This is a genomic window from Xanthomonas sp. NCPPB 3200 (assembly GCF_056393585.1).
Genome location: NZ_CM150785.1, coordinates 3907033 through 3929571 on the forward strand (window position 1 = coordinate 3907033; position 22539 = coordinate 3929571).

General features: G+C 66.0%; 19 protein-coding genes, 1 pseudogene and 1 riboswitch. Of the genes and pseudogenes, 6 read left to right on the plus strand and 14 right to left on the minus strand.

Features of this window, described 5'->3' with window-relative positions:
• Window positions 1-211: 211 nt before the first annotated feature.
• Window positions 212-1813: a rhamnogalacturonan lyase B N-terminal domain-containing protein gene (locus AC06DU_RS16795; RefSeq protein ID WP_478202870.1), complete on the plus strand. Its 1602-nt coding sequence runs from the start codon at window positions 212-214 to the stop codon at window positions 1811-1813.
• Between the two features lie 500 nt (window positions 1814-2313).
• Here the strand turns inward: AC06DU_RS16795 and AC06DU_RS16800 are convergent, their stop codons facing one another.
• Window positions 2314-3129, minus strand: coding sequence for a GH12 family glycosyl hydrolase domain-containing protein (locus AC06DU_RS16800; RefSeq protein WP_046344285.1), 816 nt, complete (start codon window positions 3127-3129; stop codon window positions 2314-2316).
• Window positions 3130-3605: 476 nt separating this feature from the next.
• Here AC06DU_RS16800 and AC06DU_RS16805 point away from each other — a divergent pair, with 476 nt between their 5' ends.
• Complete coding sequence (locus AC06DU_RS16805; RefSeq protein ID WP_478202871.1) at window positions 3606-4550, plus strand: DegV family protein; 945 nt, start codon at window positions 3606-3608, stop codon at window positions 4548-4550.
• A 617-nt stretch (window positions 4551-5167) separates the two neighbouring features.
• Here AC06DU_RS16805 and AC06DU_RS16810 read toward each other — a convergent pair.
• The 6 genes from AC06DU_RS16810 to AC06DU_RS16835 all read right to left on the minus strand — a co-directional run bounded on the left by AC06DU_RS16810 (window position 5168) and on the right by AC06DU_RS16835 (window position 11151).
• Window positions 5168-6748 (minus strand): CocE/NonD family hydrolase, encoded by a 1581-nt coding sequence (locus AC06DU_RS16810; RefSeq protein ID WP_478202872.1) that lies wholly within the window; start codon window positions 6746-6748, stop codon window positions 5168-5170.
• 368 nt (window positions 6749-7116) lie between these two features.
• Window positions 7117-8091 carry a thiamine-phosphate kinase gene (gene thiL / locus AC06DU_RS16815; RefSeq protein ID WP_054592513.1) on the minus strand — a complete coding sequence of 325 codons (975 nt, stop codon included), beginning with the start codon at window positions 8089-8091 and terminating at the stop codon, window positions 7117-7119.
• A 110-nt stretch (window positions 8092-8201) separates the two neighbouring features.
• The gene (gene nusB, locus AC06DU_RS16820) at window positions 8202-8681 is read right to left on the minus strand and encodes a transcription antitermination factor NusB (RefSeq protein ID WP_016902286.1); all 480 of its coding nucleotides are present in this window, start codon (window positions 8679-8681) and stop codon (window positions 8202-8204) included.
• A complete protein-coding gene (gene ribH / locus AC06DU_RS16825) occupies window positions 8678-9142 on the minus strand; it encodes a 6,7-dimethyl-8-ribityllumazine synthase (protein ID WP_005997267.1) in 465 nt (154 codons plus the stop codon). Before ribH ends, nusB begins: the two co-directional genes overlap by 4 nt.
• 270 nt (window positions 9143-9412) lie before the next feature.
• Complete coding sequence (gene ribB / locus AC06DU_RS16830) at window positions 9413-10552, minus strand: 3,4-dihydroxy-2-butanone-4-phosphate synthase (RefSeq protein ID WP_478202873.1); 1140 nt, start codon at window positions 10550-10552, stop codon at window positions 9413-9415.
• Window positions 10549-11151, minus strand: a complete 603-nt coding sequence (locus AC06DU_RS16835) for a riboflavin synthase (protein WP_024940586.1) — start codon at window positions 11149-11151, stop codon at window positions 10549-10551. Before AC06DU_RS16835 ends, ribB begins: the two co-directional genes overlap by 4 nt.
• 162 nt (window positions 11152-11313) lie before the next feature.
• Window positions 11314-11492, minus strand: a riboswitch (FMN riboswitch).
• A 219-nt stretch (window positions 11493-11711) separates the two neighbouring features.
• Between AC06DU_RS16835 and AC06DU_RS16840 the strand changes: the two genes are divergently transcribed.
• Window positions 11712-12335: an outer membrane beta-barrel protein gene (locus tag AC06DU_RS16840; protein WP_184632535.1), complete on the plus strand. Its 624-nt coding sequence runs from the start codon at window positions 11712-11714 to the stop codon at window positions 12333-12335.
• A gap of 95 nt (window positions 12336-12430) precedes the next feature.
• On the opposite strand, the gene ribD is transcribed toward AC06DU_RS16840, so the two are convergent.
• The 5 genes from ribD to AC06DU_RS16865 all read right to left on the minus strand — a co-directional run bounded on the left by ribD (window position 12431) and on the right by AC06DU_RS16865 (window position 16589).
• A complete protein-coding gene (gene ribD, locus AC06DU_RS16845) occupies window positions 12431-13525 on the minus strand; it encodes a bifunctional diaminohydroxyphosphoribosylaminopyrimidine deaminase/5-amino-6-(5-phosphoribosylamino)uracil reductase RibD (RefSeq protein ID WP_184632536.1) in 1095 nt (364 codons plus the stop codon).
• Window positions 13522-14007 carry a GNAT family N-acetyltransferase gene (locus tag AC06DU_RS16850; protein WP_184632537.1) on the minus strand — a complete coding sequence of 162 codons (486 nt, stop codon included), beginning with the start codon at window positions 14005-14007 and terminating at the stop codon, window positions 13522-13524. The genes ribD and AC06DU_RS16850 overlap by 4 nt, the downstream gene beginning before the upstream one ends.
• On the minus strand, window positions 14004-14528 hold the full coding sequence (gene nrdR, locus AC06DU_RS16855) for a transcriptional regulator NrdR (RefSeq protein WP_006453216.1): 525 nt from the start codon (window positions 14526-14528) through the stop codon (window positions 14004-14006). The genes AC06DU_RS16850 and nrdR overlap by 4 nt, the downstream gene beginning before the upstream one ends.
• Window positions 14529-14629: 101 nt before the next feature.
• Entirely contained in the window at window positions 14630-15883 is a 1254-nt protein-coding gene (gene glyA / locus AC06DU_RS16860) for a serine hydroxymethyltransferase (protein ID WP_434981727.1), read from the minus strand.
• A gap of 190 nt (window positions 15884-16073) precedes the next feature.
• On the minus strand, window positions 16074-16589 hold the full coding sequence (locus AC06DU_RS16865; protein ID WP_046344299.1) for an RcnB family protein: 516 nt from the start codon (window positions 16587-16589) through the stop codon (window positions 16074-16076).
• A gap of 226 nt (window positions 16590-16815) precedes the next feature.
• Here AC06DU_RS16865 and ettA point away from each other — a divergent pair, with 226 nt between their 5' ends.
• Window positions 16816-18477: an energy-dependent translational throttle protein EttA gene (ettA, locus tag AC06DU_RS16870; RefSeq protein ID WP_024940592.1), complete on the plus strand. Its 1662-nt coding sequence runs from the start codon at window positions 16816-16818 to the stop codon at window positions 18475-18477.
• Between the two features lie 60 nt (window positions 18478-18537).
• On the opposite strand, the gene def is transcribed toward ettA, so the two are convergent.
• Together def and arsC are read right to left on the minus strand one after the other, a co-directional pair.
• A complete protein-coding gene (def, locus tag AC06DU_RS16875) occupies window positions 18538-19053 on the minus strand; it encodes a peptide deformylase (protein ID WP_166770284.1) in 516 nt (171 codons plus the stop codon).
• A 175-nt stretch (window positions 19054-19228) separates the two neighbouring features.
• Window positions 19229-19650, minus strand: a pseudogene (gene arsC / locus AC06DU_RS16880) (arsenate reductase (glutaredoxin)).
• Between the two features lie 663 nt (window positions 19651-20313).
• Between arsC and AC06DU_RS16885 the strand changes: the two are divergent.
• Both AC06DU_RS16885 and AC06DU_RS16890 read left to right on the plus strand, forming a co-directional pair.
• Window positions 20314-20727 (plus strand): post-PEP-CTERM-1 domain-containing protein, encoded by a 414-nt coding sequence (locus tag AC06DU_RS16885; protein ID WP_024940595.1) that lies wholly within the window; start codon window positions 20314-20316, stop codon window positions 20725-20727.
• Window positions 20720-22378 carry a PA domain-containing protein gene (locus AC06DU_RS16890; protein WP_104570669.1) on the plus strand — a complete coding sequence of 553 codons (1659 nt, stop codon included), beginning with the start codon at window positions 20720-20722 and terminating at the stop codon, window positions 22376-22378. The genes AC06DU_RS16885 and AC06DU_RS16890 overlap by 8 nt, the downstream gene beginning before the upstream one ends.
• Window positions 22379-22539 lie beyond the last annotated feature (161 nt).

The following is a 22539-nucleotide window of genomic DNA, read 5'->3' on the forward strand; positions in this document are numbered from 1 at the left end:
GTCGCAATGCACGACTGGCGCATCGCAACGCCCTGGCGTCGTCCCACCTGCCTGCGCATCGCAGAGGGAGCGTGAACTGCGCTGCGTTTCAGCACTGCATCTTGGACGCGGTGCACGCTCTGCAGGTCCGGCCATCGCCGTCGTTGTCCAGCCCGCCTAGCATCGCGCGTCGGCACCATAGCGACGCCTCTACTTCGGCATGGAGATCGATATGCCCCGCACCATCCTGCGCATCCTGGCCTGCGCATTGTTCCTGTACGGCGGCGTCAGCGCGCCGGCCATCGCCGCATTTGGCGTCACCCGCAGCGGCGACCGTGTCGTTGTCGATACCGGCGCCGAGCTGGTGTTTGCGGTCAACACCGGCAACGGCGACATCGTCTCGCTGCGTTATCGCGACAACGCGCTGCAGACCACCGAGTCGAAGGGCTCGCAGATCGCCTCGGGCCTGGGCAGCGCCAGTGTGGAGTCACGCGTGGTGGGCGCCACGATCGTGGTTTCGGCCAAGGCCGGCGACCTGATCCAGTACTACATCGCACGCAAGGGCCGCAACGCGATTTACATGGCCACCTATGCACCGACGTTGCTGCCGATCGGCGAGCTGCGCTTTGTCACCCGCTTGAACGTTGCCAAGCTGCCCAATGCGCAGCAGGAGCCGGACTCCAATGTCGGCAGCCCGGTGGAAGGCGAGGACGTGTTCCTGCTGCCGGACGGACGCACCAGTTCCAAGTTCTATTCGGCGCGCCGCATGATGGACGACCAGATGCACGGCGTCAGCGGTTCGGGCGTGGCGGTGTTCATGCTGATGGGTAACCGCGAGCGCAGTTCCGGCGGGCCGTTCTTCAAGGACATCGCCACCCAGAAAACCCGCGTGACCCATGAGCTCTACAACTACATGTATTCCGATCACACCCAGACCGAGGCATTCCGCGGTGGCCTGCATGGGGTGTACGGGCTGCTGTTCACCGATGGCGGGACGCCCTCCAGCGCACAACTGGACACCGCCTTCGTCGATGCAACGCTGGGGTTGACCGGTTATCTCGCCAGTGACGGGCGCGGCGCGCTGAGCGGCCGGGTGAGCGGCGTGCTGTCCGGCCAGCCTGCCGTGATCGGCCTGCGCAACGACCACGCCGAGTACTGGGCCACCGCCAACGGCAGCGGCGATTGCCACATTGCCGGCGTGCGCCCGGGACGCTACCGCATGACGCTCTATCAGAACGAACTGGAAGTCGCGCAACGCGACGTGGAGATCCATGCCAACGCGACCACGCAAGCGGCACTGCAAGCGGTTGTGCTGCCGGGGACCATCAAATGGCAGATCGGCACGGCCGATGGCACGCCGGCCGGTTTCCGCCACGCGGATCTGCTGCCACGCGCGCATCCATCCGACAAGCGCATGCGCTGGACCCCGGTGACCTACACGGTTGGATCGAGCAGTGCGGGCAGCTTTCCGGCAGTGCAATGGCGCGGCATCAACACCCCGACCCGTATCGACTTCACCCTGGGCTCGAGTGAAGTGCGTGGCTATCGCCTGCGCATCTTCGTGCCGCTGACGCAGGTCGGCGCGCGCCCGCAGATCAGCGTCAATGCGCGCTGGAATGGCCCGGTGCCGGCCGCACCCACGCAACCCAAGACACGCGGCATCACCCGCGGCACATGGCGCGGCAACAACACGTTGTATGAGGTGGACATCCCGGCATCTGCGCTGCAATCGGGCAACAACCGGATCGAGATCGGCATTGCCTCGGGATCGGCGGACAATGGCTTTCTCAGCCCGGCCGTGGTGTTCGACAGTATCCAGCTGGTGGCGCTGTAAGCAATCCGCCGATCCAGCGAGCGGTGGTCGGACAAGCAAGAGCTGCACGTAACAACGCCTCGCACCCATTGCAGAGACCGTGGCACTGCCCGCATTCGCCTGACACGTGTGCAAAGCTGGCGGTGGCAGCGCCAGCCACACCGATATGGCAATCACCGCGCGCAACTGCGTGCGGTGATTGCGGCGGTGCATGAGATTCCGGAAGCGGCAGGCCCTCACACTGCGCGGTCGATGCACGTCGCCATGTATATGACCTGCGCGCTGACTCGGCCTGCCCGACTGCCGTCAGTCGATCTGCTGCGCGAGCCGTCGGCAGCTAGGACGCGAGGCATGCAATGCGTGCGTCGCGCACATGCCACCTCGTTGGCTCTCGAGCGGCCTGCAATCGTCGACGATTGTCAGGCCAGCGCCGCAGGTGCGATCACCGGCGTGCGGTGTGCTGCACGCCGGTCTTTACGCTAATGACGCACCCTCGGCCATGTCGCCGATGGGCATCGTGCTTACTGCGCATCCAGCGTCGCGCTCACCTTGGCCCAGCCATTGCCGCGCACCACTTCGAAACCAGCTTCGGCTGCATGCAGGTACATGCTGTTGTTGTAGCGCCCATCCTTGGACCGGTTGGTCTGCAGCCAGTTGAGGAAGGGCTTGGCGTCCACGTTGAGGCTGCCGCTGGTCTTGAGCGTGGCCTGCCCGGCGGTGCCGGTCGGGATGAAGGTGTAGACGTAATAGCCGGCGCCGGAGTTGAAGCCCTCCCACAGGTCGAAGGTACGCCCGCCCGCAGTGATCACCTTGCTGGCAGTCAGTGTGCCGATCGGCCAGGAGTTGTGGTCGCCCCAGATCATCACTTCCAGCTGCGGGTTGCCCTTGGCGGTATCCCAGCGGAAGAAGATGTCGTAGGCAAAGTCGCCTGCGAGATTGGTCCCGCCAGCGCTGTAGGTGAACTTGAGCGGGATCTTGCTCAGCGAGGAAATCTGCCGCGGAAACAGCGTGTCGCTGGTCGGGTTCCAGTCGTAATGCCAGCCGCGCACGATCGCCGGATAGCCATAGAGATTGTAGTCGGCGAAGTTGAAGGTGACGGTCAGCTCGGGCGTGCTGCCGGTGCCGAACGTGCCCTGGATGATGTTGTTGGGATCGTTGAAATTATTGACCCACGCATAGTGGTTACCAAAGATCTTGTAGGGACCGGCCAGCGCCGCCGGCGTCAGCGCGACCAGACCCACGGCCAGTGCAGCCTTCCACCAGCGCGATGCGCGCCGCCGTGTAGTCGGCGCCTGTGCGCCGGTCTGAGTAAGGGTGCTGGATTGGCTGTTTTGCATGTTGACTCTCTCCGAGTAAGTTCAGCGCGGCGATGCCGGTGCGGCAGCGTCGAGAGCCGCTTTGCAGCGGTCGCGTCGGACCCTAGCAGCGGCGTTGTGACGGGAGCTATAGCAATTGCAGCAGGCCTCGCTCGCCATCTGCGATAGCGGGCGCCACCTTGCAGCCGAAGCGTGCGCCGATCCTCAGTTCGCAACGTAAATCGCAGTGCGACAGGATGTACCGGTCATCTGCATGACGGCGCGGTGCGCGCCAATGCTGCGGAGCCACATCGGGGCGATCTGCGTTTTGACAGCGCCTGCAACTGCTTGCGGCGGTCCATTCGCCTCCGTCGAGCTTGCCTGATGACCGCGCGCCAGGCTCCCGTCCGCGGCTTGCGCGCTTCGGCACCCGGCCTTCGACCGCGGCCCTACTCGCCTCCGCTGTTTTGCGATAGCGTTCGCAGTTACAGATAACGCAACAGCCGGAGGGGGCGACGATGCGCATCGGAATCGTGGTGGACAGTGCCTGCGATTTGCCGCAGGACTTCATTCAACAAAACAACGTCATCGTATTGCCGATCAGCGTACGTATCGGCGAAGCGGTATTGGCCGATCACCGCGACGAGGAAGCGACGCTGAGCTTTCTGCAGGCACATGTGGCCGAGCGTGGGCACGAAGCGGAAACTACGCCGTTTTCGGTCAACCAGATTCGCGACCTGTTCCTGCAACGGCTGGTCATCGACTACGACCACGTGTTCTGCCTGACCATCTCCAAGCTGCGCAGCCAGATCTTCGATAACGCGATGCAGGCCAGCTTCGCGATCCTCAACGATTACAAGCCGATCCGGCAGGCCGCCGGCCACACCTCGCCGTTCGCGCTGCGCGTGATCGATACGCTCAACCTGTTTGCCGGCCAGGGCATCACCGCAGTGGAAGCAGTACGCCTGCGCGCGCAGGGTCAGGGCGTGGCGGCAATCCGCAGCCGGCTCGAACAGCTGGCCGAACACACCTACGGCTACATGATTCCACGCGATCTCTATTACCTGCGTGCGCGTGCACGCACCAAGGGCGATCGCAGCGTGGGCCTGATCGGCGCCGCGCTAGGCAGCGCGCTGGACATCAAGCCGGTGCTGCGCGCCTACCGCGGCGTCACCGAACCGGTGGCCAAGTTGAAAGGCTTCGAGCCGTCGGCCGAAAAGCTGTTCGGCTTCACCGTGCGCAAGATCCGCGAGGGCTTGATGACACCGACCGTCTGCGTGGGCTACGGCGGCGAACTGGCCGGGCTGCACGCCCTGCCCGGCTACGCCGCCCTGCAAAGCGCCTGTCAGACCCACGACGTGGAATTGTTCGAAAGCGTGATGAGCCTGACCGGCATGGTCAACGTCGGCAAGGGCGCACTGGCCGTGGCATTTGCAGCCGAACCGCATACCTTTTCGGCCTGAAAACAAGGCCGGCGCGCGGCGCCCTCGCCGGCTTCAGGACACGCCGATCTACCGCTGACCTATCCGCGCACCCCGGATATCCAAAGACAACCACGTATACCGACCATCTCGACATGTCATGCCCTGCTTGCCCGTGCACACCGACCCTCTTGACTGGTCCTTGCCCGCCCACCGTCGCGGGACCTTACGCGGCATGGATGCCGCGTAAGAGCCTACACGGACGTACTTGCGGCGTGTCCCGCGAGGGTGGGCGGGCAAGGGCCCTACCGCCAGGCCGCAGAGCAACCGCTCTACAACTGATCTATCCGTACTGTTCGAACTCTCGAAACACAAACGCCTAACCCAATCGCGACTTAGAACGTTGGCATTGTCCGGACGCGATCAGACGCTTAATTCAAAACTCGATGAGTCGAGCGCGCAGTACCCTCATCACTTGCGGGACACGCCGTGAATCCATCCCTGGAAGCTCCGTGGCGGCATCCATGCCGCCAAGGGTCCCGCAAGCGGCGAGGACACCGCTCTGAGAGTTAATCGATACTTTCCAAAGCTTGCGCGTTGCTCGGCTTGCATTGAACGATGACCAGACGCGGCGCCATCCGAGTAAGCCCAGCGCAGCGTTACCGCAGCGGCACGTTCAATACCGATGGCGTTGCCGCCGGCGAGGTAAACGTCACCGTGCCGCCGCCATCGCTGGCATCGGTGTAGCGCACGTCCTGCGTGTCGATCACCAGCACCAGGCGCTGCCCTGCCGGAATCTCCGCAGCAGCCGCTTGCAGTGGCCAATCCAGCGTCACTGCGCGGCCTGGCGTGACCCCGCGTAGCGAGTACGGCGCATGCGTGATCAGTTGCGCCACGCCTAGCGCGTCCATGCGATACAGATACGCGAACAGGCTCACTTTCGATTGGCTGGGTACCACGGTCACGCGCAGCGATGGACTGCCGGCCAGCCGCCGTAGCGTGTTCGATGGCGCACCCACCCACACTGCCGCGCCGATGCGATTGACCAACGGAATCGAGGTGGTGACCGGCACACCGATGCCTTGCAACAGGCCACTGACCAGGACCACGCCCGAGTCGGCCAACGTCGGCACATCGGTGGCGATGCGCGATTGCCAGCCGCTGGCGGTGCCGCCGATCAAACCGCCGGTGGGGCTGAGCAATCCGGACGGTGCGGATAGCCCCAGGCGCGTGTTGCCCTGTTGCACCGACGCCCAGTCCGCGTACTCCAGCCATTGCCCCGCGCGCGGCGACAACCGCACCGGCGCTTCGCTGTCCACGCCGTTACGCAGCTGCTTGAGATGACGATCGAACCAGCGCGTGGTCGCCATGTAGACCTCGTTGGGCAGGCCGAGCGCGCCCGGCAGCTCTGCGGTGGCATGATCGCCCTGGCTGAGCAGCAACTGCTTGGGCCCGCGCAACTGATTGAAGAATGCGATGGTCTGGTTCGGCGGAAACAGGCCGTCGTTGAAGGCATTGCCCAGCAGCACCGCCGTGCCACGCGCATTGAGCGCGGCCACATCGCTTGCCGGGCTGCGCGACGCGGCCTGCGGCAGGAAGCCCTGCACGGCGCCGTCGTAATCGCCAACGGCAACCCGTGTGCTGATCTGCGCCAGATCCGGGCCGGGACGTCCGGTCAACGCGCCGGCACCGACCAATAGCCCAACGCCTTGCTGGCTGACGGTGCGGTTGGAATACAGCGACGCTTCCAGGTCCGCCCAGCCGCTGAGCGCAGCCACGGCCTTGATGCGCGGATCGCGCTCGGCCGCCAGCAGGCTGATGCCCGCGCCATACGAGATGCCCGACGCACCGATCGCATTCGCATTGGCCGGCGTATGCGCCAGCGCCCAGTCGATCACCGCGCTGACGTCTTCCACGGTGTCGGCGCCGGCGATATCGATCTGCCCGGCCGAATCCCAGAACCCGCGCGAGGTGTAGCTGACGACCACGTAGCCATCGCTGGCCAGCTGGGTCGCGCGACCGAGGTACTCCAGATTCGGCAGCGACCAACTGGCCGGCATCACGATCAGCGGAAACGGCCCGCTGCCCTGCCCTTGCGGCACCAAGACCAGTGCGCCCATCGGCGCGCCGTCCCAGCCGGGAATCCGTTCGTAGGTCTTGCTGAAAGCGCCCGCCACCGCCGACGCCGATGCCACCAGCAACGCCAATGCGGCGATGCCTCCGATCCAACGCTTGTTCATGCGGATCTCTCCCACGCAAGGCCGGGCCGGGATGGCCCAGCGGCAACTGCCATGCATCCGTGGTTCAGGGGGAGAACGTCGCGAACGTACCAGACGGTACGGTATGGCTCAAGGGCTGGGATTCGGGATTCGGGATTCGGGATTCGGGATTCGGGATTCGGGATTCGGGATTCGGGATTCGGGATTCGGGATTCGGGATTCGGGATTCGGGAGGCGGGAGGCGGGAGGCGGGAGGCGGGTGCGTAGGCGCCGCAATGGCTGGCACGTGCTGAAGTGCAAGCCGGCGGACGCCATCGCATGGCCGCTCCCGACCCGCAGACGTTGGCTGCAATGCAGCACGCCCGCGCCACGCCTCCCGCGCTCTCAGCTCAGCCCACGAAGTGCTGATACCCGCGCTGCGGCGGCTGCCACGGGTTGCCGTCGGCGTCGTGGACCACCACGCCCGGCGTGGCGACGATCTGGCCGATGCGCGTCACCGCGACTCCGGCGAAGTCCATCGCCTGCACCACCGCGTCGCGGTGTTGCACGGCGGCGGTGAAGCACAGCTCGTAGTCGTCGCCGCCGCCGAGTTGCCAACCGATGCATTGCAGCGCACTGATCCCGGTACTGCGCGGCATCGCCGGCAGTGCCGCCAGCGCCAGCTGCGCGCCCACACCGCTGCGTTCGCACAGATGGCCCAGATCGGCGAGCAAGCCGTCGGAGATGTCCACACAGGCATGCGCAAGCCCACGCAAGCGCAGCCCGGCCTGCACGCGCGGCTGCGGGCGCAGCAGCCGGCCGCGCCACAGTTCGTGCAACGGATCAGCCGCCGCGCAGGTCACGTCCAGCTGGCCGGCCTGCCACAGCGACAAGGCCGCCGCCGCCTCGCCCGGCGCGCCGGTGACCCAGACGTCGTCGCCCACACGCGCGCCATCGCGACGCAGCGCCGCGCCCGGCGGCAGGCTGCCGATCGCGGTCACCGCACACGCCAACGGCCCGCGCGTGGTGTCGCCACCGACCAGCGCAATGTCATGCGCATCGGCCAGTGCAAAGAATCCATCGGCGAATGCGTCGACCCAGGCAGCATCGTCGTGCGGCAACGACAGCGACAGGGTGCACCAGCGCGGCTGCGCGCCCATCGCGGCCAGGTCGGACAGATTGACCGCCAGCGTCTTCCAGCCCAGATCCTCGGCACGCGTCTCGTGCGGAAAATGCACGCCCGCATTGAGCGTATCGGCGGTGATCGCCAGCTGCTCGCCCGGCGGCGGCTGCAGCAATGCCGCATCGTCGCCAATCCCCAACGGCACATCCGCACGCGCCGCAATGCGCGCGCGCAAGCGGGCAATTAGATCGAATTCGGGCATGTGGGCGGGAATCGGGAGAAGGGAATCGTGAATCGCAAAAGCGCGTCAGGAGATATCGGAGATGGTGCTCTTACGATTCCCCATTCCCGACTCTCCATTCCCGCGGCGCCTCAGGCGCCGCTGGCGCCCGACTCCACCTTGCGCCACTCCACCGAGGCGCGATCCAGCACGCCGTTGACGTAGGTGTGGCCGTGCTCGGAGCCGAAGCGCTTGGCGGTTTCGATCGCTTCGTTGATCACCACGCGGTACGGCACGTCCTGGCGATACAGCAGCTCGTAGGCAGCCAGGCGCAGCACTGCGCGCTCGATCGCGTCGACTTCTTCCACGCCGCGATCCAGATACGGGGTCAGCGCGGTGTCCAGCTCGGCGCGGTTGCTCAGCACGCCTTCGACCAGGTTTTCGAAATAGGCCAGGTCGGCCACTTCGTGCGCCTGCTCATGCGCAAACTGCGAGATCACCTGCTTGGCGAACCCGCCGGAAATCTGCCAGGCATACACCGCCTGCAAGGCACGCCGACGCGCGCGCGAACGCAGCACCGGGTCGATGCCGTCGCGACGGACGTGGCGGGCGTGTCCACCGGACTTGCTCATGGCAACAACTCCATCAAATTGACCAGTTCCAATGCCGCAAGCGCGCATTCTTCGCCCTTGTTGCCATGGCTGCCACCGGCACGCGCCTCGGCATCTTCCACGCGCTCGACCGCCAGCACGCCGTTGAGCACCGGCACGCCGGTCTGCAACTGCACGCTCATCAGGCCTTCGGCGCACAGGTCGGCGACGTGTTCGTAGTGGCGGGTGTCGCCGCGGATCACGCAGCCCAGGGCGATGATCGCCGCATGCTGTCCGGATTGCCCCAGGCGGTTGGCGGCGATCGGGATTTCCCAGGCGCCCGGCACGCGGATCACGTCGATGGCGTCCTCGCCGATGCCGTTGCCGGCCAGGCTCTGACGCGCACCGGTGACCAGCGCGTCGGTGATGCGGGCATTCCAGCGGCTGGCGATGATCGCAAAGCGCGCGGTGGTGGGGCGGAGATCGCCTTCGTAGTGGGTCATGCGGGTCGGCAACTCGAGGGGGCGGCAAGTTTAACAGCTGCCGGGGCCTGGCCCGGCCGGTACGTGCCGGCCGGGGTGCCGAAGCAGCCCCGGCCATGTCGCCAGGAAACGATTCGAGAGCGCGCAGCACGGGCTGGTGCGGCGGCAGCTGGCAGCTCGCAGCGGGCATGGTCGATACGCAGGAACCGCAGGAACCGCTCGACCAGCGCGATTCCTGCTGCGCCTCCGGCAACCATCGGACAGCGCCGGCCCCAGGCCGCCCGCGCTACGTCAGGGCAGCGCGGCCGCCGGCACCGAGCGCGCACCTTCGCCCGCGTGGCATTCCAGGTACTCCACCACCTCCAGGCCGAACCCGGCCAGGCCCACCTGACGCCGCGGCGTGCCCAGCACGCGCAACTTGCCCAGGCCCAGTTCGGCCAGGATCTGCGCCCCGGCCCCGTTGCGCCGCCACTGGCTGACGTCCTTGGCGTTGGTGGCCGCTTCCGGTTGCTGGCGCAACCGCGCCAGCAAGGATTCGGTGTCGCGCGGTGCCGACAGCACCACCATCACGCCCTGCCCTTCGGCGGCGATCGCACGCAAGGCATCGGTGGCGGCCACGCCAAAGTCGTCGCGCTGCCAGTGCAGCAGATCGGCCAGCGGGTTCTCCACCTGCACACGCACCAGCGTCGGCGTGGCCGGATCGGCAGTGCCGCGCACCAGCGCAAAGTGCAGGTCGTGGGCGATGCGGTCGCGGTAGGTCACCAGCGTGAACGGGCCGAACTCGGTGCTGATCTCGCGCTCGTCCACGCGCTCGACGGTGTGCTCGTTGGCCAGGCGGTAGGCGATCAGATCGGCGATCGAGCCCATCTTCAGCCCGTGCTCGCGCGCGAACACTTCCAGCTGCGGGCGGCGCGCCATGCTGCCGTCCGGGTTGAGCACTTCCACCAGCACGCCGGCCGGTTCCAGCCCGGCCAACATCGGCAGGTCGCTGGCCGCTTCGGTATGGCCGGCGCGGGTCAGCACGCCGCCGGGCTGGGAGATCAGCGGGAAGATATGCCCCGGCTGGCTCAGATCCTGCGGCTTGGCATCCGGCCGCACCGCGGTGCGCACGGTGTGTGCGCGGTCGTAGGCGGAGATGCCGGTGGTCACGCCTTCGGCCGCCTCGATGCTGACGGTGAAGTTGGTCTGGAACTGCGCGGTGTTGTTGCGCACCATCGGCGCCAGGCCGAGCTGCGCGCAGCGCTCGCGGGTCAGCGACAGACACACCAGCCCGCGCGCGTGGGTCACCATGAAATTGATGTCCGACGGCTTGACCAGCTCGGCCGCCATGATCAGATCGCCTTCGTTCTCGCGGTCCTCGTCATCGACGATCACCACCATGCGGCCGGCACGCAGTTCCTCGATCAATTCCGGAACGGGTGCGAAATTCATGCCGCACCCCGCGTGCCCAGCAGGCGTTCGACATAGCGCGCCACCAGGTCGATCTCCAGATTCACCGCCGCGCCAACCGCGGTCTGCGCAAACGCGGTGTTCGCCACCGTGTGCGGAATCAACGCGACCTCGAAGCCGTCCGCGTCCACTTCATTGACGGTGAGGCTGACCCCGTCCACGCAGATCGAGCCCTTCTTGGCGACATAGCGCAACACCGCCGGCGGGGCGGCAAACCGCCAACGTTGCGCCCGTGCATCGCCGTGCACCGACTGCACCTGGCCCAGGCCGTCGACATGCCCGCTGACCAGATGCCCGCCGAGGCGGTCGGTCGGGCGCATCGCACGCTCCAGATTGAGCAACGCACCTTCCGGCAAGGCGCCCAACGTGGTCAGCGACAGGGTTTCGGTGGAGGCATCGGCCTGGAAGCTGCCCGCGTCGAAGGCGATCACGGTCAGGCACACGCCGTTGACGGCAATGCTCTCGCCGAGCTGCACCGCCTCGAACGGCAGGTTGCCGGTGGCGAAGGTGAAACGCACATCGCCGCCCTGCGGCTGGCGCGCCGCCAGATGGCCGACGCCTTCGATGATTCCGGTAAACATCAGCGCCCCCCCGTCGTTGATGACGACAGTGCGGACGGAGTGCGGTGAAAGATCGCGACGCAGCGCGACGGGTGACGCATGGACATAGTCGTTTCTCGCAGGAGTTGAGCGAAAAACGCCACAAGGCAAACAGGCGCGCGCACAGCCGCAAGGCTGCGCGTTGGCCGTCTTCTTTCATCCGGACTATACCGTCGGCCCCGGCATCGCACCGGATCTGCTGACCTTGCGCAGCAGGGGTTTCGCGTGGATCCGCTCAACCCTGAAGTGCAAGCGCTCGCGGGCTCGCATGCTTGCGCATGCCTACCGCCGGTGGGGAATCGCACCCCGCCCTGAAGACGTTCGTGAGTACCGGCGAACCGGTGCGCAAAGTCTAACAGGGCACATCGGCGCGATGGCTGAGCGTGGGCCAAGGCTGGCAGGACACTGCGTCATGTGGGGAAATCCCCCATAGCCAGGATTGTGAAGGATCTGTTAATTTACGCGCCGCGACGGGAGACGTCGCTTTTTTCCCTCCCGCAACGGGACGGAGACACGGACATCAATTCGGAGAGAGACATCCAATGCGTAACACCCTGATTCTGGCTGCCCTGCTGGCCGCCGCACCGTTTGCCGCGTCGGCCGAAGGCCTGAGCTATTCCTACGTCGAAGGCGGCTGGAACCGGACCGAGATCGGTGTAGACGGCGACGCCGACGATCTCGACGGTGGCTACCTACGAGGCTCCTGGCAGATTGCCGAGCCGGTGTACGTCTTTGCTGGCTACCAGCGCGCGACCGAGAATTACAGCCCGTTTCCTGGTATCACTGCAGACATCACTGTGCAGCAGGCACACGTTGGTATCGGTTATCGCCAGGAAATGACCGAGCGTGTGGAGTTCACCGCCGACGTCGCTGCCCTCCGCAACAAAGGCGAAGTCGAATCGCGCGTCAACGGCCGCAGACTGGGTAGCGCATCGGATTCGACCAACCTGGGCTTCGCCAACCTGGGCCTGCGCGGCAAGCCCTCGCCGCGGACCGAAGCCTGGATCAAGGCCGGCTATATCGACGGTAGCGACGTGGACGAAGGCGAGTTCGTCGGCACCCTGGGTGGTCAGGTCAACTTCACCCGCACCTGGGGCCTGGTCGCCGAAGCGCAGTTCGTCGACAACGCCAACCAGTACAAGGTCGGCGTGCGCGCGAGCTTCTGATCGACGCGACTCAGATACACCAAGGCCCCGCATGCGGGGCCTTTTTCATGCGCGCAACAGCACAGCTGCGCTGCATCGCGCGCGCCATGCAGCGCTCACCCGGCAACAACCGGCGCATAGCGCAGACGCAGATCCTGACCGAGCTGGCGCACATCCAGCAGCTGCAACGCAGCGCGCTGCGCCATCGTCTCGATGCCCAGCCCGGCCAGCAGCGGCCTGGCGGTATCGCCCAGCAGTACCGGCGCCATGTAGACCAGCAGTTCGTCGACCAGGCCGGCCTGCAGCAGCGCACCACCCAGCGTTGCGCCGGCTTCCACATGCACCTCGTTGATGCCGCGCTCGCCAAGCAGTGCCACCACCGCCGCCAGATCGAAGCGGCCGGCTTGCAACGGCATCGCAAGGAACTGCGCATCGTCCAGCGACGGCGCGGCGACATCCTCGCCATGCAGATACAGCGTGGGCGCATCGCCCTGACGCAGGTTCCTGCACGCCAACGTCCGTAGCCCAGCATCGAGCACCACGCGCAGCGGCGGCACGACCGGCGTGTCATCGCCCAGCCGCACCGTCATGGAGGGGTCGTCGGCCAGCACCGTGCCCGCACCAGTGAGGATCGCGCCCGCACGCGCGCGCCAGCGCTGCACGTCTGCGCGCGCGTCACTTCCGGTGATCCACTTGGATTCACCGCTGGCCAGCGCCGTACGCCCATCCAGGCTGGCGCCGAGCTTGACCCGCAACCACGGCCGCCCACGCTCCACCCGCGACAGAAACCCACGATTCAGCGCTCGCGCCTGTGCCTGCAGGACGCCGCTCAGCACCTCGATCCCGGCCTCGCGCAGCAATGCAAACCCGCCGCCGTTGACCTGCGGAAACGGGTCGGCCATCGCCGCAACCACACGCGCAACGCCGGCATTGATCAAGGCCAGCGCACAGGGCGGCGTGCGTCCGTAATGCGCACACGGCTCCAGCGTGACATAGGCGGTGGCGCCACGCGCCAGCGCGCCGGCCGCGCGCAGTGCGAACACTTCCGCATGCGGGCCGCCGGCACGTTGATGAAAGCCCTCGCCCACGCATACGCCATCGCGCACGATCACGCAGCCAACCATCGGATTGGGGCGCGTGGTGTAGGCGCCACGCTCGGCCAGGCGCAATGCCTGCGCCATCCAGCGATGGTCGTCGGCCGTTGCGCTCATTGCGTTGCCGCTTGCGGTTCGATACACATCACCACGATCTGCATCGGCCCCAGCAGTAATTCTGCATGCGTCTGCCAGCCCAGCCGCTGATAAAACGGCACCAGCACTGGTTGGCAATACAGGTACAACGCCGGCACGCCCATGCGCGCGGCGGCCTGCACGCAGTGCGTCACCAGCGCCTCGCCGATGCCCTGCCCGCGCGCCTGCGGCTGCACGTACAGCGACGCCAGCCATGGCGACCATTGCCGAATGCGCGAATCGTCGTTTTCCAGCAGGCTGACCGACCCGAGCCACTGCGCCTGATCGAGCGCCACCCACGTGGTCGGGATCACCCCGTCGCGCGTGTGGCTACGCAACTCGCTCAAGGCCTGATCGAAATTCCAGTCCGGCAACAGACTGCCGAAGGCCTGCAGATGCGCCTGCGCGATGGCGGGCAGCAGCTGCGGCGTGTCGGACACGCACGCGATGCGCATCGCGCTCACCGCTTGCCGGGCTTGCCGGCGCGCTCCAGGGCCGCTTCCAGCAACGGCAACTGCTCGATGCCGACCGGGAGCTCGCGCTCGAGCTTTTCGATTTCCTCGCGGAAATCGGCCACGTCCTGAAAGCTGCGGTACACCGAGGCGAAGCGCACATAGCCCACATGATCCAGCTTGCGCAGCTCGACCATGACGTATTCGCCCACGCGCAGCGAGCCCACCTCGCGCTCGCCGGACATGCGCAACTGATGCACCACCGCGCGCACCGCCGCTTCAATCTGTTCTTCGGACACCGGGCGCTTTTGCAGCGCGCGGTCAAAACTGGTGCGCAGCTTGCGCGCATCGAACGCCTCGCGCCCGCCATCGCTCTTGACCACGGTCGGCAGCTTGAGCTCGATCGTCTCCAGGGTGCTGAAACGCTCGCCACACGCCTCGCACTCGCGACGCCGACGAATCGTCGTCCCGTCTTCGGACACCCGCGAATCGATCACGCGGGTGTCGTTGTGCTGGCAGAAGGGGCAGTGCATCAGGCGTCCGGGAATAGGGAGAGGGGAATGGGGAATCGGAACAGCACGGCTATCGCAGCGTTGCTTTTACCATTCTCGTCTCCCTATTCCCCATTCCCGTATCAGCCATACACCGGATACTTCTTGCACTGCGCGGTCACCGCGTCGCGGACCTTTGCCAGCACCGCTTCGTCGCTGGGGGCGTCGAGCACATCGGCGATCCAGTTGGCCAGGTCGATGCTGTCCTGCTCCAGGTAACCGCGGGTGGTGATTGCCGGGGTGCCCAGGCGCAGGCCGGAGGTGACGAACGGCGAGCGCGGGTCGTTGGGCACCGAGTTCTTGTTGACGGTGATGTGCGCCTTGCCGAGCGCGGCCTCTGCGTCCTTGCCGGAGACGTCGCGGCCGATCATGTCCACCAGCATCAGGTGATTTTCGGTGCCGCCGGACACGATCTTGTAGCCGCGCGCGATCAGCGTGTTGGCCATCGCCTGCGCGTTCTTGACCACCTGCTGCTGGTAGGTCTTGAATTCCGGCTCCAGCGCCTCCTTGAACGCCACCGCCTTGGCCGCGATCACGTGCATCAGCGGGCCGCCCTGGATGCCGGGGAACACGATCGACTGCAGCTTCTTCTGCAGCTCTTCGCTCGCGCCCTTGGCCACGATGATGCCGCCGCGCGGGCCGCGCAGGGTCTTGTGCGTGGTCGAGGTGACCACGTGCGCATGCTCCAGCGGGCTCGGATACACGCCTGCGGCGACCAGGCCGGCCACATGCGCCATGTCCACGAACAGATACGCACCGACGCTGTCGGCGATGGCGCGGAAACGCGCCCAGTCGATCTTCTGCGAATACGCCGAGAACCCGGCCACGACCATCTTCGGCTTGTGCTCGGTGGCCAGTCGCTGGACTTCGTCATAGTCGATCAGGCCCTGCTCGTTGACGCCGTACTGCACGGCGTTGAACAGCTTGCCGGAGACGTTGACCTTGGCGCCGTGGGTGAGGTGGCCGCCATGGGTCAGGCTCATGCCCAGGATGGTGTCGCCGGGCTGCAGCAGCGCCAGATACACCGCCTGGTTGGCCTGCGAGCCGCTATGCGGCTGCACGTTCGCATAATCGGCGCCGAACACCTGCTTGATGCGCTCGATCGCCAGCTGCTCGGCAATGTCGACGAACTCGCAACCACCGTAGTAGCGCTTGCCCGGGTAGCCTTCGGCGTACTTGTTGGTCAGCTGGCTGCCCTGAGCCTCCATCACCAGCGGGCTGCAGTAGTTTTCGCTGGCGATCAGCTCGACGTGATCCTCCTGGCGGCCGGCTTCAGCAGCGATGGCATGGGCCAGTTCGGGGTCGTAGGTTTCCAGTCGGACGTCGCGCGAGAACATGCAGAGCTCCGGGGCAGCTATTGCCAGTAGGGGCGCAGATTGTAAGCCCCCGCATGGACAGGTGACCAATTGAGACGCTGGCGAGGCCAGGCGCGCCATGGCAGGTTCCGCCCTGAACGACAAAGGCGCACCGGAGTGCGCCTTTGCGGGTTCCCTGCCTACCCAGGCCTGACCCGGACGGTAGACAGGCTTAGTTGTTGAGCACCAGGTCGGCGATCACCCCGGTGGCGATGGCCACCAGCAGCAGATTGCCGGTGTTGTCGCGCTGCCAACGGTAGCCATACGGCGGGCGGCGCAGGTTGTAGCGGTCGTAGTCGTTGATCACGTAGACCGGGCCGTGGTAACGCTGACCGCGGGCCCAGTACGGGCGCGGCGGCGGGCCGGCGCGGTAGTAGCTGGGGCGATCGTAGACATAGACCCGGTTGCGGTCGTAGCGACGGTCCTGATAACGGGCATCGCGATACCCCTCGCGGTAGCCGTTGCTGTAGTAACGGCGGTCATCGCGGCGGTCGGCCCGGCGCTCGTCATGCCAGTCGCGGCGGTCGTTGCGCCAATTGCCACGGTGATCGCGGTCGTGGCGATCGTCGCGATCATGACCACGACGGTCGTGGCCGCGGCCCCAGTCGTCGGCAAACGCTGCCGGGGCCACGGAGCCCAGCGCCAGGATGGAGGAAAGCACAACAGTCACGATGCGTTTGCGGTTCATGGGATTGCTCCTGTCTGCGATGTCGCAATTTCATTAAGGCGCTGGCCGCCTTAACGCATTCTTGCTGGAATCGATTACGAAAACGCCCATTCAGGTGGAAGGTAAGCTGCCGTTTAGCTGCCGACGCGCCGCCGCGAGCCAGGCCGGTTGCCCGTATAATCGGCGCAATCCCTTTTCCGCTGCCTCCGGCCCCGGCCGGTGGGCTGCCTGCGTCCACGGAGCACCCATGTCGCAATACATCTACACCATGAACCGCGTCAGCAAGGTGGTCCCGCCCAAGCGGCAGATCATCAAGGACATCTCGCTGAGCTTTTTCCCGGGCGCCAAGATCGGCCTGCTGGGCCTGAACGGCGCCGGCAAGTCCACGGTGCTGAAGATCATGGCCGGCGTGGATACCGATTTCGAGGGCGAAGCCCGTCCCCAGGCCGGCATCAAGGTCGGCTACCTGGCGCAGGAACCGCAGCTCAACCCCGAGCACACCGTGCGCGAAGCGGTCGAGGAAGGCGTGGGCGACGTGCTGCAGGCCCAGGCCGCGCTGGATGCGGTGTACCTGGCCTATGCCGAGGAAGGCGCCGATTTCGACGCCCTGGCCAAGGAACAGGAACGCCTGGAAGCGATCCTGGCCGCCGGCGATGCGCACACCCTGGAAAACCAGCTGGACGTGGCCGCCGATGCGCTGCGCCTGCCGCCGTGGGACGCGGTGGTCGGCAAGCTGTCCGGTGGCGAAAAGCGCCGCGTGGCGTTGTGCCGGCTGCTGCTGCAGAAGCCGGACATGCTGCTGCTCGACGAACCGACCAACCACCTGGACGCCGAATCGGTGGAATGGCTGGAGCAGTTCCTGGCGCGCTACACCGGCACCGTGGTGGCGGTGACGCATGATCGCTACTTCCTCGACAACGCCGCCGAGTGGATCCTGGAACTGGACCGCGGCCGCGGCATTCCGTGGAAGGGCAACTACACCGACTGGCTGACCCAGAAGGACGAGCGCCTCAAGCAGGAAGACAACCAGGAAAAGTCGCGCCAGAAGGCGATCCAGAAGGAACTGGAATGGTCGCGCCAGAACGCCAAGGGCGGCCGCACCAAGGGCAAGGCGCGTCTGGCCCGCCTGGAAGAACTGCAGTCGGTGGACTACCAGAAGCGCAACGAGACCAACGAGATCTTCATCCCGCCGGGCGAGCGCCTGGGCAATGCGGTGATGGAGTTCAAGAACGTCTCCAAGAAGTTCGGCGACCGCCTGCTGATCGACAATCTGTCGATGATCGTGCCGCCCGGCGCCATCGTCGGCATCATCGGCCCCAACGGTGCCGGTAAGTCGACCCTGTTCAAGATGATCACCGGCGCGGAGAAGCCCGATTCCGGCGAGATCGTGGTCGGCCCGACCGTGCAGCTGTCCTACGTGGACCAGAGCCGCGACAAGCTGGAAGGCAACCACAACGTGTTCCAGGAGATTGCCGGCGGCCTGGACATCCTCAACATCAACGGCGTGGAGATCCAGTCGCGCGCCTACATCGGCCGCTTCAACTTCAAGGGCCAGGACCAGCAGAAGATGGTCGGCTCGCTGTCCGGTGGTGAGCGCGGTCGTCTGCACATGGCCAAGACCCTGCTGCAGGGCGGCAACGTGCTGCTGCTCGACGAACCGTCCAACGACCTGGACATCGAGACCCTGCGCGCGCTGGAAGATGCGTTGCTGGAGTTCCCGGGCAACACCTTCGTGATCTCGCATGACCGCTGGTTCCTGGACCGCATCGCCACGCACATCCTGGCGTTCGAAGGCGACTCGCACGTGGAGTTCTTCCAGGGCAACTACCGCGAGTACGAAGAAGACAAGCGCCGCCGCATGGGCGATGACGCAGGTCCCAAGCGTCTGCGCTTCAAGGCGCTCAAGTAAGCACGACAAGGGCGCCGCAAGGCGCCCTTGTTACATGCGGGTGCAGCTGCGACCGATGGCCTACAGGTCGTAGGACAGCACGTCTTCGAAGCCGAAGGTGGCGAAGTTCTCGATCCGCGAGGGATACAGGCGGCCGACCAGATGGTCGTACTCGTGCTGCACCACGCGTGCGTGGAAGCCTTCGGCCTCGCGCTCGATCGGGCTGCCATCCGGCGCAAAGCCGCGGTAGCGAATGTGGCGATAGCGCGGGATAACAGCGCGCAGGCCGGGAATCGACAGACACCCTTCCCAGCCGTTTTCCATCTCCTCCGACAGCGGTTCGATCTGCGCATTCGCCAACGCGGTGCGCGGCACCGCCGGTGCATCGGGATAGCGTTCGCTGGCTTCGAAGCCGAACACCATCAGCTGCAGGTCCACCGCGATCTGCGGTGCGGCCAGGCCGACGCCACGCGCATCGTCCATGGTCTCGAACATGTCGGCCACCAGCGCGCGCAGCTCGGCACTGCCCAGGTTGGTCACTGGCGGCGCCAGGCGCAGCAGGCGCTTGTCGCCCATGCGGATAATCTCGCGAATCATCTGACTGCTCCCGGGAAACGTTGCGGCGATTCTAAGACCTGTGCGGTAGGTGGGGGTGAGGTTGGGGAATTAGTAATTGGTCGCTGGGGGCGTCAGCGGCGCTGCTTGGCGTTTCGCATCTGAGCTGAGGTGCCTGCGCTTGATGTGGAGCGACTGCGTTTCGGGTATCTGTCTATCAGCCCGTTACGCGTTGCCCGGCATCGTCCAGCACGCGTTCGCCGTCTTCCTTGACGAAGCCGCTCGTCGCGTGCGGCAGCAGGTCGAGCACGCGTTCGGAGGGGTGGCACAAGCGCGTCCCCAATGCGGTTTGCACGAAGGGGCGGTTGATCAGGATCGGATGCGTGAGCATTGCGCTCAGCAACGCTGCGTCGTCCAGCGCGGGATCGTTGAGTCCCAGTTCCAGATACGGGGTGCCTTTCTGACGCATGGCCGCGCGAACCGGGATGCCGGCGGCGGCGATCAGGGACTGCAGTGTTTCGCGGGTGGGCGGGTGCTGCAGGTCATCGACGATCTGCGGTTCGATGCCGGTATGACGGATCAGGCGAGCGTATTGCGGGAAGTCCCGCAATTGGGGTTGTGATAGATGACGGCGTGCATGGGAACCTGGTGCGCGGAGTCACCAAGACTGTAACGCGCTGCGGTCGAATGGCGCGCGGCGTGCAGAGCCAGCGCAGCGTACACGCAGCCCGCGCCGATGCCGATGCCGATGCCGATGAGCATTAACGCACGGGTTGCGCGCGTTGCTGCGGCCGCGCTACTTGCGCAGGCCGGGCCACTGGCCGCGGTGGAATAAAAGCCCCTCTCCCCCCGGGAGAGGGGTTGGGGTGAGGGTACGGGGCGAAGCTCAGGTGCACTCGAACCCTGCTCTCAACCTACAGCAGGCTTCGCCCGTATCCTCATCCGCCCCTTCGGGGCACCTTCTCTCGGGGGGAGAAGGGAATAAGTCGTCCAGATCTTGGCTGCCATGAATTGTCCGTCGAGACCATGGGCCGGAGAGGCTTCCGGCCCGGGTGGTTCGTGTCAAAAATCTGGCCGATCTGGGGCCAGCTGCCGCTGCAATCCCCGGAAATTTCCCCAACGCAACTGCCGCGATGACCGTTTCAGGCTCTCGCTTCGCATTCATCGGCCAATATGTCAAAAGATTGACACACATCACGGATTCATGATTCAGTCATGAACAGACTGAAACGGAAGGATTCCCCCGATGCCGGTGTCTGCACGGCGTCCCTTTTCCCTGTTGGACTCAAGGAAACCCCAACGATGATGAGCTTTCGTAAGCCCGGATGGATGCTGTCCGGCGTGTTGTGTGTCGTCTGCCTGCCGGCCCTGGCCGTGGCGCAAGAGGCTGCAACCAGCAGTTCCAAGGTGGGTATCGATCCCGTCACCGGCAAGCTGCGCCCGCTGACCGACGCCGAGAGCGCGGCGCTGGATCAGCAGGCCGCGTCGGCTGCCCGCAGCAGCGCTGCCCGCACTGCGGTTCCGCAGACCGAATCGGCCGCACGCGCGACCGAGCGACGCCTGCCCAACGGCACCGTGGCGCGCAAGTTGCCGGCCACGCAGATGAGCTCGCTGATGGCGACCCGTCAGGCCGATGGCCGCATCGTCATCGAGCACAGCGAAGACGCCGACACCCAACCCGCCCACGCCGAGCACGGAGCGCTGCCGCATGAATAAGCCCTTGTTGCTGTTGTCCCTGGCCGTGGCTGCGGCCATCGCGCCGCTGCATGCAAGCGCCGCCAACGTCACGCTGATCAATGGCGATGCCGGCACCAGCGTCGGCTTGAACGACCCCACCAGCGCAGCGCCCTTGGGCGGCAATCCGGGGCGCTCGGTAGGCGAGCAGCGTCGCATCGCCTACCAGTACGCGATGGACCTGTGGGGCGCGGTGCTGCAGAGCAACGTCGAGATCAAGGTGTATGCCTCGTTCGCGCGGCTGACCTGTACCGCCACCGGCGGCACGCTGGGCCAGGCCGGCCCGAACTGGATCGTCAACGACTTCCCCGGTTCCAAGCCCAATACGCTGTATCCATCCGCGCTGGGCGACGCGATCGCCGGGCAGGATCTGGTCCCCGATCCCAGCGATCCGGCCGACGTGTTCTCGCAATTCAACGGGGATCTGGGCAAGCCCGACTGCCTGGCCGGCTCGGGCTGGTACCTGGGCCTGGACGGCAAGACGCCCGAAGGCCAGATCAACTTCCTCAACGTGGTGATGCACGAGATCGGCCACGGCCTGGGTGCGGCGGGCTTCCTCAACAAGACCACCGGCGTGCTCGGCTCGGGCAGCGGCCTGACCGACGTCTACACCGCGCAGGCCTTCGACAACGTGCAGAACAAGCGCTTCGACGATCCGGCCATGACCAACGCGCTGCGTGCCGAAGCGATGCGCACGCCGGGGCGTACGGTGTGGGCCGGCACGCGTGTCAACCGCGAGGCGGCGCTGATCCTGGATCCGCGCACCCTGTTGCAGGTGAGCGCACCGGCCAGCGCGGCGGGCAAGTTCGAGGTGGGTTTTGCCAGCTTCGGGCCGCTGGCCACGGCGGCCAATTTCCCGGCCCGCGCAGTGGTGACGGTCAATGACGGAGTGACCGCGGCATCGGCCAGCGATGGTTGCGAAACGCCGTTCGTCAATGCGGCCGAGGTGGCCGGCAAGGTGGCGCTGATCGACCGCGGCACCTGCGCGTTCGCGATCAAGGTCAAGAACGCACAGCTCAACGGTGCGGTGGGCGTGATCGTGGCCAATAACGCGGCCGGCGTGCAGACGATGGGCAATGCCGCCCCGCCGATCACCGACATCACCATCCCGGCGATCATGGTCTCGCAGACCGATGGCGCGCGGCTGAAGGGCAGCGCCGGAGTGGTGGCGGCGTTGTACGAAGACCCCGAGCTGTTGCAGGGCACCGATACCGCGGGCCGCACGCGGCTGTACTCGCCCAGCGTGGTGGCCGGCGGGTCGACGTTCTCGCACTTCGATACCGACCTGCAGCCGAACGCGTTGATGGAACCGTTCGATACGCCGGAAGTGCAGGCGCATCTGAACATCGACCTGACCCCGGCGCTGTTTGCCGATATCGGCTGGACGCTCAATCGCGGGCTGGCCAAGCTGGGCAACTGCAATACGCTGGTGCCGACGCTGGAGACCGGCGGGCTGATTCCCGGCGCCAACATCTCGGCCGAAAACAGCCTGTGCAAGTCGCAGAATGCCGGTAACCGTCTGGGGTACCTGACCTGCATGGACGAGCACGCACGCGAGTTGCAGAACCAGGGTGCGATCAGCCGCATTCAACAGGCAGCGGTGTTTGTCTGTGCCACCAAGGTGCGCCCGTAACAACAGGCGCAGCCTGCGTTAATCGATGCAATGCGAACGGCGCCGGGAGGCGCCGTTCGTTTATCCGTGCTCACACTGTTCGCGCTGCGCCACACGCGGCGATGCCCATGCCCCACCGAGGGCGCGCGCGCGTCAGCATGCGAGTACAGCGCGCAGCAAAA